Source organism: Streptomyces sp. NPDC047014 (genome assembly GCF_040644195.1).
GTDB lineage: Bacteria > Actinomycetota > Actinomycetes > Streptomycetales > Streptomycetaceae > Streptomyces.
Genome location: NZ_JBEYVX010000003.1, coordinates 163666 through 176877 on the forward strand (window position 1 = coordinate 163666; position 13212 = coordinate 176877).

15 protein-coding genes are annotated in these 13212 nt (G+C 74.1%); 5 read left to right on the forward strand and 10 right to left on the reverse strand.

The window, feature by feature from the left end; genetic code table 11:
* Window positions 1-45: 45 nt before the first annotated feature.
* Together ABZ873_RS03255 and ABZ873_RS03260 are read right to left on the reverse strand one after the other, a co-directional pair.
* Entirely contained in the window at window positions 46-2445 is a 2400-nt protein-coding gene (locus ABZ873_RS03255) for a PQQ-binding-like beta-propeller repeat protein (RefSeq protein ID WP_360864353.1), read from the reverse strand.
* Window positions 2446-2636: 191 nt separating this feature from the next.
* A complete protein-coding gene (locus tag ABZ873_RS03260) occupies window positions 2637-3428 on the reverse strand; it encodes a VOC family protein (protein WP_360864355.1) in 792 nt (263 codons plus the stop codon).
* A gap of 356 nt (window positions 3429-3784) precedes the next feature.
* On the opposite strand from ABZ873_RS03260, the gene ABZ873_RS03265 reads away from it, so the two are divergent.
* Window positions 3785-4432, forward strand: coding sequence for a TetR family transcriptional regulator (locus ABZ873_RS03265; protein ID WP_360864357.1), 648 nt, complete (start codon window positions 3785-3787; stop codon window positions 4430-4432).
* Between the two features lie 36 nt (window positions 4433-4468).
* On the opposite strand, the gene ABZ873_RS03270 is transcribed toward ABZ873_RS03265, so the two are convergent.
* A complete protein-coding gene (locus ABZ873_RS03270; protein WP_360864359.1) occupies window positions 4469-4951 on the reverse strand; it encodes a nitroreductase family deazaflavin-dependent oxidoreductase in 483 nt (160 codons plus the stop codon).
* Complete coding sequence (locus tag ABZ873_RS03275; protein ID WP_360864361.1) at window positions 4951-6177, reverse strand: acyl-CoA dehydrogenase family protein; 1227 nt, start codon at window positions 6175-6177, stop codon at window positions 4951-4953. The genes ABZ873_RS03270 and ABZ873_RS03275 overlap by 1 nt, the downstream gene beginning before the upstream one ends.
* A 135-nt stretch (window positions 6178-6312) precedes the next feature.
* Between ABZ873_RS03275 and ABZ873_RS03280 the strand changes: the two genes are divergently transcribed.
* The gene (locus ABZ873_RS03280; RefSeq protein WP_360864364.1) at window positions 6313-7503 is read left to right on the forward strand and encodes an acetyl-CoA acetyltransferase; all 1191 of its coding nucleotides are present in this window, start codon (window positions 6313-6315) and stop codon (window positions 7501-7503) included.
* A gap of 77 nt (window positions 7504-7580) precedes the next feature.
* Here the strand turns inward: ABZ873_RS03280 and ABZ873_RS03285 are convergent, their stop codons facing one another.
* On the reverse strand, window positions 7581-7937 hold the full coding sequence (locus ABZ873_RS03285) for a MazG-like family protein (RefSeq protein WP_360864366.1): 357 nt from the start codon (window positions 7935-7937) through the stop codon (window positions 7581-7583).
* A gap of 481 nt (window positions 7938-8418) precedes the next feature.
* Window positions 8419-8625 carry a DUF4287 domain-containing protein gene (locus tag ABZ873_RS03290; protein WP_360864368.1) on the reverse strand — a complete coding sequence of 69 codons (207 nt, stop codon included), beginning with the start codon at window positions 8623-8625 and terminating at the stop codon, window positions 8419-8421.
* A gap of 162 nt (window positions 8626-8787) precedes the next feature.
* Here ABZ873_RS03290 and ABZ873_RS03295 point away from each other — a divergent pair, with 162 nt between their 5' ends.
* Both ABZ873_RS03295 and ABZ873_RS03300 read left to right on the forward strand, forming a co-directional pair.
* The gene (locus ABZ873_RS03295) at window positions 8788-9366 is read left to right on the forward strand and encodes an HD domain-containing protein (protein ID WP_360864370.1); all 579 of its coding nucleotides are present in this window, start codon (window positions 8788-8790) and stop codon (window positions 9364-9366) included.
* 58 nt (window positions 9367-9424) lie between these two features.
* Window positions 9425-10123, forward strand: coding sequence for a pyridoxal 5'-phosphate synthase (locus ABZ873_RS03300; protein WP_360864372.1), 699 nt, complete (start codon window positions 9425-9427; stop codon window positions 10121-10123).
* 30 nt (window positions 10124-10153) lie between these two features.
* Here ABZ873_RS03300 and ABZ873_RS03305 read toward each other — a convergent pair whose 3' ends face one another.
* The 4 genes from ABZ873_RS03305 to ABZ873_RS03320 are packed head-to-tail and all read right to left on the reverse strand — an operon-like array spanning window position 10154 to window position 11760.
* Window positions 10154-10333, reverse strand: a complete 180-nt coding sequence (locus ABZ873_RS03305) for a hypothetical protein (RefSeq protein ID WP_360864374.1) — start codon at window positions 10331-10333, stop codon at window positions 10154-10156.
* A gap of 19 nt (window positions 10334-10352) precedes the next feature.
* Window positions 10353-10814 (reverse strand): maleylpyruvate isomerase N-terminal domain-containing protein, encoded by a 462-nt coding sequence (locus ABZ873_RS03310; RefSeq protein WP_360864376.1) that lies wholly within the window; start codon window positions 10812-10814, stop codon window positions 10353-10355.
* Between the two features lie 47 nt (window positions 10815-10861).
* Window positions 10862-11311, reverse strand: coding sequence for an OB-fold domain-containing protein (locus ABZ873_RS03315; RefSeq protein WP_360864378.1), 450 nt, complete (start codon window positions 11309-11311; stop codon window positions 10862-10864).
* Entirely contained in the window at window positions 11308-11760 is a 453-nt protein-coding gene (locus ABZ873_RS03320; protein WP_360864380.1) for a DoxX family protein, read from the reverse strand. Before ABZ873_RS03320 ends, ABZ873_RS03315 begins: the two co-directional genes overlap by 4 nt.
* A 238-nt stretch (window positions 11761-11998) precedes the next feature.
* On the opposite strand from ABZ873_RS03320, the gene ABZ873_RS03325 reads away from it, so the two are divergent.
* Window positions 11999-13210 (forward strand): NAD(P)/FAD-dependent oxidoreductase, encoded by a 1212-nt coding sequence (locus ABZ873_RS03325; RefSeq protein ID WP_360864382.1) that lies wholly within the window; start codon window positions 11999-12001, stop codon window positions 13208-13210.
* The last annotated feature ends 2 nt before the right edge of the window (window positions 13211-13212 follow it).

The following is a 13212-nucleotide window of genomic DNA, read 5'->3' on the forward strand; positions in this document are numbered from 1 at the left end:
TGCGGTGCGCTACCCGGCGGGGCCGCGGCCCCGCCTTCGCGCAGCTCAGCCGCCGGTCCGCGTGCCGGTCCCCTTGGCCGCGTCCAGCGCGTACACGCAGCGGTCCTTGCTGCACGCGTACACCACGCCCGCCTCGGCCACCGGGGCTCCGGTGATCTCCCCGCCCGTGGCCAGCTTCCAGCGCAGCTGGCCGCCCGCCGCGTCCAGGGTGTACAGGCAGTGGTCGGCCGAGCCGAAGTGCACCCGGCCGTCCGCGACCGCCGGCAGGCCGGTGATCTCGCCGCCCGCCGCGAACCGCCACTTCGGGGTGCCGGTGACCGCGTCGAGGGTGTAGAGCGCGCTGCCCGCGCCCAGGTGCACGTTGCCGCCCACCACCAGCACCGGGTCGGAGGACTGCCGCGACTCCGTCGCGATCCGCCAGCGGTCCTGGCCGGTGGCCGCGTCCAGGGCGTAGACGGTGCCCAGGTAGTCGGCGAGGTACACCCCGCCGCCGGTGACGGCCGCGCCCGGCGCGAAGGCGGGCGGGGCGAGGAACACGGCGGGGGCCTCGAAGTGCCAGCGGACCCGGCCGGAGGCCCGGTCCACGGAGATCACCCGGGTACCGGCCGCGACGTAGACGTTCCCGTCGGCGGCGGGCGTGACCCGTACGGGGACGTTTCCGCAGGCCGCCGCGTCACCGATCGGGTAGGACCAGGACTCGCGGCCGGTGCGGGCGTCCAGGGCGCGCAGCCGCGCGTCCTGCCACACGTACACCGTGCCGTCGTGGAGGACGGGGGCCGCCTCCGGGGTCTCGAAGTCGCTCTGCGCGCCGGTCAGCTCCCACAGCGTCTGCCCGCCGGCCGCCTCCCGGGCCTGCACCCCGCCGCCGCGGGTGGCGGTGACGACGGTGCCCCGGTCGGCGCGCAGCGCGTACACCCAGGCGTCGGTGGACAGCCGCCACCGCTCGGTGCCGTCGGAGGCGTCGAGCGCGTAGAGGGAGGGGCCGTCGGAGGCGTGGATCCGGCCGTCGGAGACCGCCATGGACCAGGCGACGTCGCGGGTCTTGAACTGCCTGCGGCCGCTCGCCACGTCCAGGGCGTGCACCTCGAAGGAGGTCACGTAGAGCAGGTTCCCGGCGACGGCCGGGGTGCCCCACACCTCGTTCGACATGCGGAAGCGCCAGGGCCGCCAGCGGCCGCTGTCCGGGGCCGCGCCCTGTCCGGGTACGGAGCGGGTCGCGGGGGCGAGGGAGGAGGCCGCGGGCGTGGAGCCGTCGGGGCGGCGCACCCAGCCGGTCGCGGAGTCGGTGGAGGCGTGGGCCGCCGGGGCCGCCGCGGTGGCGCGCGGGCCGGGCCCGATCGGCACCGGGGAGCCGCCGAGCCGCACCGGCTCGCCGGAGGGCACCGGGGCCATCGGCGGGTGGTGGGGGCGCTGCGGGACGGCCTGCCCGGTGCGCGGGTCCACCCAGCCCTCGACCCCGCGCGGGCGCCGGTGCGTGGCGGCCTCGGACACCGGGGCGCCCCCGCCGCCGCGTCCGCCGGCGCCGGGCGCGGGCACGGAGACGGCGGTACGGTTCCCCGCGCGCCGGGCCTCGATCATGGCGACGGCCCGGGAGGGCAGCCAGGCCGAGGCGGTCCCGCTGTCGTCGCCGCCGTCGAAGAGGTGCGGGGCGAGCTGCGCCTGGAGGTCGGCCGGGGTGGGCCGCAGGGTGGCGTCCATCTGCATGCAGGACTCGATCAGGGGCCGCAGCTCCTCGGGCAGCCCCTCCAGGTTCGGTCCCTCGCGCAGCAGCATGAACACCGTCTCCACCGGGTTGGCCCCGTGGTAGGGCGGGTGTCCGGTGGCGGCGAAGACGAGGGTCGAGCCGAGCGAGAAGACATCGCTGGCGCCCTTGACGCTGCGCGAGTCCTTGGCCTGCTCGGGCGACATGTAGGCGGGGGTGCCGACGGCGACGTTCGTCATGGTCAGGCGGGTGTTGGAGACCCCGCTGGCAATACCGAAGTCGATCACGCGCGGGCCGTCCTCGACGACGAGCACGTTGGACGGCTTGAGGTCGCGGTGGACCAGCCCGGCCCCGTGGATGGACTGCAGGGCCTCGGCGATACCGGCCGCGAGCCACCGTACGGCCTGCGCGGGCATGGGCCCGCACTCGTTGACGATCTCCTCCAGGGAGGGCGCCGGCACGTAGGCGGTGGCCAGCCAGGGCACGGCGGCCCGGGGGTCGGCGTCGACCACGGCCGCCGTGTAGAAACCGGACACCGCGCGGGCCGCCTCCACCTCGCGCGTGAACCGCACGCGGAAGAGCTGGTCCTCGGCGAGCTCGGTCCGTACCGTCTTGATCGCGACCCGTCGTCCGGACGCGGACCGCGCGAGATAGACCAGCCCCATGCCGCCGGCGCCGAGCCGTCCCAGCACCTCGAAGGGGCCGATCCGTCTCGGGTCGTGCTGCGTCAGCTGCTCCACCACTCGCCTCCACACCTCCCCGTACGGGCCGTTCACCGGGCCCGCTCCCACCGGCACGGGGCCCTGCCCCGTGCAGCGTCTCACCCCGGGGCGCAGCCCGGGTCGCGCACCCCGATTCTGTCAGGCCCGGGCCCGGTCCGGCCCCGGCACGTCGAGCGGCGCGGTGTGATCTGCCCGGCGCGGCGCCCGCCGGGCTAGGCGTCGGTCTCCGTGCGGGGTTCCGAGAGGAGCCCGAAGACCGCCCCCTGATTGTCCGCGACGACCGCGATGCGGCCGTAGGGGGTGTCGAAGGGGTCGGCGGTGACCCGGCCGCCGAGCCGCTGGACCAGGGCCACGGACCGGTCGCAGTCGGGGACGGCGAAGTAGGCGAGGAAGTGCGCGGGCATGATCTCCGGGAAGGCGTCGGTGATCAGGCTGCGCCCGAGGACGGCGGTGTCGGTGCCGGGCGCGCTGCCGGGCGGGGACCAGATCCGGTACTCGACCCCGGCGTCGTCCTGGTCCTGCGGGACATAGCCGAAGACCTTGGCGTAGAAGACGTCGACGGCGTCGCGGGCGCGGGTGTAGACCTCGCTCCAGCAGTACGTGTAGGGCTCCTGCTGGGCGTCGAAGCCGTGGTGGGTGCCGGGCTGCCAGAGGCCGAAGACGGCGCCGCCGGGGTCGGCGGCCATGGCGGCGGTGCCGTAGGGGCCGACGGGCATCGGGTCGATGACCATCTGGCCGCCGGCGGCGCGGATGCGCTGGGCGCAGGCGTGGGCGTCGTTGGTGTAGAGGTAGACGCCCCAGACGGTGGGCATACGGCCGTCGGGCTTGGGGGCGAGTGCGGCGACGTTGCGGCCCCGGCTGTACGCCTGCGTGTAGTGGCCGTAGTCGGCCGCGCCGTCGCCGAAGGTCCAGCCGAAGAGTTCGCCGTAGAAGCGCTTGCCCGCCTCGACGTCCGGAAGTGAGGCGTCCACCCAGCAGGGGGAGCCCTCCACGAATGCGGCCATGGGCCTGGTTCCTTCCGTTCTGCGCGGTTCTGTACCAGGGCGTGTACCCCTCCCAGCTCTTTCAGCCATGATCCGCCCGAAGACTTGTCCACAGCCTGTTGACAAGACTATTCGGGGGAAACCTTGCGGAACCGGGCACCCTCGGGGGCGGTCGGTGACGTCCTGCGCCGGGTCGTCGCCAGGGCCGCGCCGGGCCGCCACCGGGCCGCCACCGGGCCGCCGCCCGACCGCCGCCGGGCGGCCGGATTCCGCGCGCGCGGACGCCTCGTACGGGCTCCCGCCCAGGCCAGGGCCCCCGTGACCCCATTTGCAGGCGGCCGAATAGCGCGCCGATCCCCCCTCGGTAAGCTGACGACATGACAGGACAAGTACGCACCGTCGACGGGCGTGTCGCCGGCCGGCGCGGCCAGGCGACGCGGCAGAAGCTGCTCGACTGCCTCAGCGAGATGCTCAGCTCCTCGCCGTACCGCGACGTCAAGGTGATCGATGTCGCCCGCAAGGCCGGTACCTCCCCCGCGACCTTCTACCAGTACTTCCCGGACGTCGAAGGCGCCGTCCTGGAGATCGCCGAGCACATGGCGGCCGAGGGCGCGCAGTTGACGTCGCTCGTCGAGGGCCGCACCTGGGTCGGCAAGTCCGGCTGGGCGGCCGCCGAGGAACTCGTCGAGGGATTCCTGGAGTTCTGGCGCCGCAACGATGCCATCCTGCGCGTGGTCGACCTCGGTGCCGCCGAGGGCGACAAGCGGTTCTACAAGATCCGCATGAAGATCCTGAACTCGGTCACCAACTCCCTGACGGAGTCGATGAAGGAGCTCCAGGCCAAGGGCAAGGTCGACAAGGACGTCAGCCCCGCCGCCGTGGCCGGCTCCCTGGTCGCGATGCTGGCCGCGGTCGCCTCGCACCAGAAGGGCTTCCAGACCTGGGGGGTCAAGCAGGCCGAGCTCAAGCCGAACCTGGCACTGCTCGTCCACCTGGGCATCACGGGCAAGAAGCCGACGCGGTAGCGGCGCGGGCCGGGCACCCGCGGCGGATGCCCCCGGTCAGCGCCGTTCCAGGCGGAACAGCCGGATCTCCCGCTCGATGCGCGCCTGGTACGTCGCGTACGGCGGCCAGAACCCCAGCACCGCGCGCCACGCCGCCGCACGCTCCTCCCCCGACAGCAGCCGGGCCCGTACGGCGATGTCCTTGCCTTGCCAACTCACGTCCGCGTCCGGGTGCTTGATCAGGTTCCCGGTCCACGCCGGGTGCCCGGGGCGGCCGAAGTTGGAGCCGATCAGGATCCAGCTCCTCCCGCCGTCCTCGGGCATGCAGGCGAGCGGGGTGGTGCGCGGCTCCCCCGTCCTCGCGCCCCGGGCGGTGAGGATGACGCCCGGCAGCATCCGGGCGCTCAGCAGCACCCGGCCCCGGGTCAGCCGGTGCACCGCCTTGTCCAGGGCGGGGACGAAGTGCGGGGCGACCCGGGCGAAGAGCCGGGTCGAGGAGACCTTCTGCATCAGCCGGACCCCGGCGGCGGTACGGGCCATCAGACGGCCACCTTCACCTGGGCGGAGCCGGCCGCACCGACCTGTACGCGGGCCACCGCGGCCGGGGCCGGCGCGAACAGCCCGGCGCGGTCCGCGGCGTGCGCGCGCAGCCGGTGGACGGGCCCGAAGAGCAGTTCGTCGGCCGCCGCCCGCTTGAAGTACAGGTGCGCGTCGTGCTCCCAGGTGAAGCCGATGCCGCCGTGCAGCTGGACCGCCTCCCCCGCCGCCGCCCGCAGCGCCTCCAGCGCCTGGGCCAGGGCCAGGCCGCCCTGCTCCGGGTCCCAGGCCGCGTAGTAGGCCGCCGAGCGCGCCGCCTGCACCCGTACGTACAGGTCGGCCAGGCGGTGCTGGACCGCCTGGAAGCTCCCGATCGCGCGGCCGAACTGCTCGCGCCCGCGGACGTACTCCACGGTGCGGGCCAGCGCCTGCCCGGCCGCGCCGGCCGCCTCGGCCGCGAGCACCGCGGCGGCGGTCCGCCCGGTGGCGGCGAGCGCCCCGGGCACGTCGGCTCCCTCGTCCCCCAGCAATTCGGCCCGCACGTCGCGCAGTTGGACCCTGCCCTGCGGCCGCGTCTCGTCGAGCACCGGCTGCCGGGTGCGTACGAGCCCGCGCGCGTCCTCCCGTACGAGGAACAGCAGCGTGCGGGAGCGCGCGAAGCCGCCCGCGTGCGCGGCCACCAGCAGCAGCGGGGCGCTGTGCCCGTCGAGCACCTGCGCCGCCTCCCCGTACAGCCGCCAGCCCCCCGCCTCCGGCCGGGCCTGCACCCCGCCCGCGCGGCCACCGCCGGCCCACTGCCCGGCAGCGTCCTCGCCGGTCAGCGCCAGCGCGGTGGCCAGGGCCGGGCCGGGCACGGCCAGGGCGGCGGTCAGCCCGCCCGACGCCAGCGGCGGCAGCAGCGCGGAGCGCTGCGCGGCGGTGCCGAGGGCGGCGACCAGGGGCGCGCAGAGCGCGGCGGTCGCCAGCAGCGGCGAGGGCAGCAGCGCCCGGCCCGTCTCCTCGCAGGCCAGCGCCAGATCGCCGGGGGCGCAGCCGACCCCGCCGTACTCCTCGGCGACGGCGATCCCCGGCAGCCCGACCTCCCGGGCGAGCCGCCGCCACAGCTCGCGGTCGTACCCGGCGCCGGTGCGGACGGCGGCCTTGACCTCGTCGGGGCCGCAGCGCTTGGCCAGGATCTCGCGGAGGGTGCGGCGCATCTGCTCCTGCTCCGCGGTGAAGGCGGCATCCATCGTGGGGCTCCTCCTGGCGACGACCACATCTGACGGCGCGTCATATTAGGCAGCCCGCCCCGAGATGCCCAGAGGAATCCCGGATCCATCTGCACCGCCTAGCGCCTGACGGTCCGTCAGCTGTACGGTCCCCCCATGCCCACACCCCTCGAAGGCATCCCCTCGCCGCGCCGCCGGGTCGCCGTCGTCGGCGTAGCCCTCTCGGACTGCGGCCGGGTGGACGGCCCCACCCCCTATGCCCTGCACGCCCAGGCCGCCCGCCGCGCCCTCGCCGACTCCGGCCTGGACCGCTCCGCCGTCGACGGCTTCGCCTCGGCCGGCCTCGGCACCCTCGCCCCCGTCGAGGTGGCCGAGTACCTGGGCCTGCGCCCCACCTGGGCCGACTCCACCTCGGTCGGCGGAGCCACCTGGGAGGTCATGGCCGCGCACGCGGCGGACGCCATCGCCGCGGGCCACGCCAACGCGGTCCTCCTGGTCTACGGCTCGACGGCCCGCGCCGACATCAAGGCCCGCCGCCGCACCGCGAACCTCTCCTTCGGCGCCCGCGGCCCCCTCCAGTTCGAGGTCCCGTACGGCCATACGCTGATCGCCAAGTACGCCATGGCGGCCCGCCGCCACATGCACCAGTACGGCACGACCCTGGAGCAGCTGGCCTCCGTCGCCGTACAGGCCCGCGCGAACGCGGGGACGAACCCGGACGCCATGTTCCGCGACCCGATCACCGTCGAGGACGTGCTCTCCGCCGAGATGATCGCGGACCCCTTCACCAAGCTGCACTGCTGCATCCGCTCGGACGGGGGCTGCGCGGTGCTGCTGGCCGCGGAGGACTACGTACCGGACACGGCCAAGGCCCCCGTCTGGATCCTGGGCTCGGGCACCTCCGTCTCGCACACCACGATGTCGGAGTGGGAGGACTTCACGGTCTCCCCCGCGGCCGTCTCCGGCCGCACCGCCTTCGCCCGCGCCGGCCTGACCCCGGCGGACGTGGACCTCGCGCAGATCTACGACGCCTTCACGTACATGACCCTGGTGACCCTGGAGGACCTCGGCTTCTGCGCGAAGGGCGAGGGCGGCCCCTTCGTGGAGAAGGGCCGCCTGCTGCGCACGGGAGACCTCCCGGTCAACACGGACGGCGGCGGCCTCTCCGCCTGCCACCCGGGCATGCGCGGCCTCTTCCTCCTGGTGGAGGCGGTCCGCCAACTCCGCGGCGAAGCGGGCGCGGGCCAGGTCACGAAGCCGGACGGCACCCTCCCCCGAACCGCCCTGACCTCAGCCACGGGCGGCTGGTTCTGCACGTCGAGCACCATCCTCCTGGGCCGCACATAGCCCGGCGCCCACACCACCTCGCCCTGCCCCCGAGCACCGGGCGAAGCCCGACGCGGGGGAGCACCCGTACCCGCTGATCAGGCGAGCCCGGAGTCCCGTACAGGCATCCGGTCGACAAGCGCCTCAAGGCGTTTCTCGAACTCCTTGCGGCCCTCACCGGGGCTGATGGTCTCCAGAGCGACGAGCGCCGTCACCGCGACGTCCACCAGTTCCTTCATGACGTCGTCCATGGAGTGCGACCGCCCCTTGCGGGGATTGGCCCCGTTCACCCCGTGGACGGCCTCGGCCACCTCCCCGAACTCCTCCCCGACCTTGAGGACCCGGAACAGGACCACCTCCCGCGGGCTCAGATCGCCGACGCTGTCGTCCAGCCACCGCTTGATGCGCCGAATCCGCTCCCACGTCTCGTCGTCGCCGTGCAACTCGCCGTCCATGGCTCTCCTTACGGGCGGGCAGGATCAAAACAGCAACGACACAAACGCGCCGACCGTCGCGGCGACGCCCACGCCGCTGGCCAGCTCCGCGCGGTCGGCCATCCGCCCTGCCACCGTGCACGCACGAACAGGCGAGCAGCCAGCCGACGAAACCACGCAAGCCGAAGGCGTGATCGTACGACCACAGCACCTACCTGCCCAACGCCAAAGGCCGGCAGCCACCGCCCGGCCGAACTGAATCCGCGCCTGCGACGTGCACCAGCCCCAAACCACCAGCGGCCGCCGTCCTGCGGCCGCCCGTAGCGATCACCGGCGGCCCCTGCCCGGCCCAGGCCGATCGCCGGCCGCTGAGCCGACGGGGACACGCAGCGATGTGACGCGCCCCGGGCTCCGCCCGGACGGCCGGGCCGCCCCGAGGGTCTTTTGCCGCCCCGGCCCGTTCCTTGGGGGGGCTTCCCCTCCCGCCCGCGCGGCTCCCGCCCTACTTCCCCTCCGCCAGCGTGTCCGCCACCAGCGCGTTGGCATGCCCGTGCCCCAGCCCGTGCTCCGCCTTCAGCCAAGCGACAAGCTCCATGTGCTTGCTCAGCGGCGAAGCCCTGATGAGGTCCTTCCACTCCCCGATCGGCCGCCCGTACTTCTTCTCGATCGACGGAAAGTAACTCGCGGGCCCCTTGACCACCTCGGCCATGACACAACTCCTCGCCACTAAGCAACCGTTGCACCCTCGCGGCGCCCCGTGTCACAGATATGACTGCACAACTCCCGAAAACTCATCGCCGTCCCCAAACATTTCTCATCCAGACCAACAGGCCAGCGAGCACGCAACCGACCGACCGACCTAGGAGACCCCATGGCCGACGATCTCTCCGCAGTGGCGCGCTTCCTCTTCGAGGCCGGCACGCTCAAGCACACCCGGCGCACCGGCTGGTGGATGGCCGGTGTCGACAATCCGGAGAGCGTCGCCGAGCACTCCTGGCGTACGTCCCTCATCGCCTCCGTCATCGCGAAGCTGGAGGGCGCCGACCCCGCGCGGGCCGCCTTTCTCGCCGTGTGGCACGACACCCAGGAGACCCGCACCGGCGACGTCAACCACCTCGGGAAGAAGTACGCGACCGGCGCCGACCCGCAAGCGGTGACGGCGGACCAGACCACCGGTATGCCCGAGGCCCTGGCGGCCACGATCCAGGAGCTGGTGGCCGAGTACGAGGGGAAGGAATCCCCCGAGGCGGTCTGCGCGCGTGACGCGGACAAGCTGGAGTGCATGCTCCAGGGCATCGAGTACCGGGCGCAGGGTTACGCGGCCGCGCAGCGCTGGATCGACAACAGCCGGGCCAGGCTCACCACCGAGACGGGCAAGCGGCTGGCGGAGGAACTGCTCAGCGAGGACCCCATCGGCTGGCTGCGGGCGGCCGTCGGCGAGACCGGCTGAGCCCTGCATACACCTCGGCGGGACATCCGTAGCGGCGCGGATGGTGTTCGATGGCCGCATGAGCAGCAGTGACGAGAAGACCACCACAGGCGACGACTTCCGCCGCACCCTGCACGCCCTCCGTGTCTGGGACTCGTCCCTGCCCGGCTTCGACGTGGCGGAGGCGCCGGCCGGTCCCCTGGCCCTGTTCCACGAGTGGTTCGTGCACGCCGCGCGGGCCGGGCAGCCCGAGCCGCACACGATGAGCCTGGCGACGGTGGACGCCGATGGCCGGCCCGACGTACGGACGCTGATGCTGCACGACGCCGACGCGCGCGGCTGGCACTTCGCCTCGCACGCCACGAGCGCCAAGGGCGCGCAGCTGGCCGCGCACCCGGCGGCCGCCCTCGGGTTCTACTGGCCGACGGTGGGCCGGCAGATCCGCATCCGGGGCGAGGTCACGGCATGCGGGCCGGAGGAGAGCCGGGCGGACCTCGCGGTCCGCTCGCGAGGCGCGCTGGCCGCCGCGCTCACGGGGCGGCAGAGCGAGGTGCTGGGCTCGGTGGAGGAGCTGATGCGGGCCTCGGCGGCTGCCTGGGAGCGGGCGGGTGCGGAGCCGGAGGCGCCGGCTCCGACCTGGACGCGGTACGTACTGGCCCCCGCCGAGGTGGAGTTCTTCCAGGGGGACGCCGCCCGCAGGCACATCCGCCTGCGCTACCGGCGTACGGAACCGCAGGCAGGCGCGGACTCCTGGGTACGGGAGCTGCTCTGGCCCTGAGCACCCACCCCGCGGAACAGGACCGGCCTCCTACACCTCGGGCTCCCACGCGATCAGCTGCTCGAACACCCGCGGATCCCCCTCGGCCTCCAGGTCGTCCAGCGTGAGGCGGCCCCACATGAAGAGAAGCACCTGCTCGGCGGTACCCGTGGCCGAGGCGGAGGCCGAGGCGGGCGCCGAAGTGGCCCCGGCCGCAAGGGGCGCGGCCAAGCCCCGGTACCGTCCAGCGTCAGCAGCCAGGACCGCCCCTCGGTGACGTGGTAGTGGATGGTGGATGGTGGATGGTGGCGGGCTCGTGCGGCCACGCGACCGGCGTGGAGTTGCAGGTGTCGAGGAACTCGGCCACACCGTCGACCGCGACCTCCACCGGCATCGGCCGCACCGCACCCCCCGCGAGCTGGGCGTCGTACGTGTGCACCAGCAGCTCGTGCACCCGGCGCCGGGCCACGCCCCTGGCGTTCGCCGGTGACACCCCGGCGCGCCACCACGTCCAGCACCCGCGCTCCGGACCGGCCTCGCGCAGCGTACGGAGCAGCAGCTCGTTCGACTCGTCGTACCAGGCCAGCAGCGTCTCGCGCTCGCGCCGCACCTCCCCGGCGTCCCTGACCGGCGGAGCCTCGGCCGGGCCCGCGGCGACGATCGCGGCCCACCAGCGCCGGCCCGTACCCAGGTGCCGTACCAGGTCGAACAACGTCCACCCGGGGCAGGACGGCACCGGCGCGTCCAGGCCGGGAGCCCTCAGCCCCCGCCCTCCCCCTCCGGCACAAAAACCGCCACCCAGATCCCCTCCCCGGCCTCCCCGGCCTCCCCCGCCTCCCGGAACCCGACCCGCAGAGCCATCCCCACCCGCAACGCCCCCACCGGGCAGTCCACCACCTCGGTCATCATCCGCGGCCCTTCCGCAAGGTCGACCACAGCAGCCACATACGGCACGCGCGCCCCGAACGGCGGCAGGTCGTTCCGGTGGACCACCGACCACGTGTACAGCGTGGCCCGCCCGCTCGCCGCCTCCCACGCCACCCGCTCCTCCCCCGCCCAGCAGAACGGGCAGAACTCCCGCGGGTAGTGGTGCGCCCGACCGCACTCCGCACACCGGCGCAGCAGCAGCCGGCCCTCGGCGGCAGCGTCCCAGTAGGGGCGGGTGAAGTCGTCGATCTCCGGGAGGTCGTACCGCACCCCGCCGCTCACCGGAAGAGTCCGAACGCCGCGTCGAGGGACCAGACCTGCCAGGACATGGCGAACAGCGCGACCAGCGAGATGAGCGCCATCATCGCGTTCTGCCCCTGCTCGGCCCAGTCGTGGATCATCAGCACCAGATACAGCAGGTTGAGGACCAGCCCCCCGACCAGCGCCACGGGCGTCAGGAACCCGAGCACCAGCCCCATCCCCAAGGCCAGCTCGGCATAGACGACGACGTACGCCATCACCCGCGGGCGCGGCGCGACCACCCGTTCGAAGCCGCCCCGCACGAAGCCCCACCGATGCTTACCGGCCACCTCACCGGCCCACGCGATACCGGTCCCCCGCTCGAACCAGCCCTTCTTGTCCTTGTGCCGCCAGCTCTCCAGCCACCACAGGCCGAGCCCGATGCGGAGTACGGCGAGCCATTCGGCCCCACTGAGCCAGACGGTCTGCATCTGCGCCTGCATCCCTCACCCACCCAACCACCGGACCGCACCACATATCTGACGGTACGTCAGTTCACCGGATCGTACGGAATCCCGCAAGGCCGCAGACAGCGCGAGCCCAACCCCCGCCCCGCGGCCGGTCCCCACCGTGACCGATCCGCAATCGATTCCCCGCCCGACCGAGACCCATCAACCCAGCGTGGCGATACGCTCACACCTCATGCCCGGAGTCCCCACACCCCCCGACATGACCACCCAGCCCCGCCCCGTGTACGTCATCGGGGCCGGCCCCGGCGGCCTCGCCGCGGCCGCCGCGCTGCGCGCCCGCGGGGTCCGTGCCGTGGTCGTCGAGAAGTCCGACACCGTCGGCTCGTCCTGGCGGCGCCACTACGACCGGCTCCACCTGCACACCACGCGCCGCCTCTCCGCCCTCCCGGGCCTGGCCATGCCGCGCCGCTTCGGGCGCTGGGTCTCGCGCGACAACGTCGTGCGGTACCTGGAGAAGTACGCGGAGTTCCACGAACTGGAGCTCGTCACCGGCGTCGAGGTGACCCGCATCGACCCCGCCCCGGAGGGCGAGACCGGCTGGACGCTCCACGCCACCGGCGGGCGGGAGCTGGCGGCCGCGGCGGTCGTCGTCGCCACCGGCTTCAACCACACCCCCCGGCTGCCCGACTGGCCGGGCCGCGAGACGTACACCGGCCGGCTGCTGCACGCCGCCGACTACCGCTCGCCCCGGCCGTACGAGGGCCAGGACGTGCTCGTCGTAGGCGTCGGCAACACGGGCGCGGAGATAGCCGTCGACCTCGTCGAGGGCGGCGCGGCCCGGGTGCGGCTGGCGGTGCGCACCGCCCCGCACATCATGCGCCGCTCCACGGCGGGCTGGCCGGCCCAGCGCAGCGGGATCCTCGTCCGCCGGCTGCCGGTGCGGCTCGTGGACCGGCTGGGGGCGCTGGTGGCGCGGGTGTCCGTACCGGACCTGTCGGCGTACGGGCTCCCGCGCCCGGCCACCGGCCTGTACAGCCGGGTCCGCGAGGGGGCGATCCCGGTGCAGGACGTCGGCCTCGTCGACGCGGTGCGGAGCGGGAAGGTGCAGGTGGTGGCGGCGGTCGAGTCCTTCGACGGCGAGGAGGTGCTGCTCGCGGACGGCTCGCGGATCACCCCGGACGCGGTGGTGGCGGCGACGGGCTACCGGCGTGCGCTGGAGGGCCTGGTCGGCCACCTCGGCCTCCTGGACGGCCGCGGCCGTCCACTCGTGCACGGCGCCCGCACCTCCCGCCGCGCGCCGGGCCTGTTCTTCACCGGCTTCACCAACCCGATCAGCGGCATGTTCCGCGAGATGTCCCTGGACGCGGAGAAGATCGCCCGAGCCGTCCCCCGCCACCTGGGCCCCCGCCCCGCCGCCGGCAACACCGGCCCGAAGCCGACGAACCTGCCACCGGTGGCTCCGCTGGCGTAGGG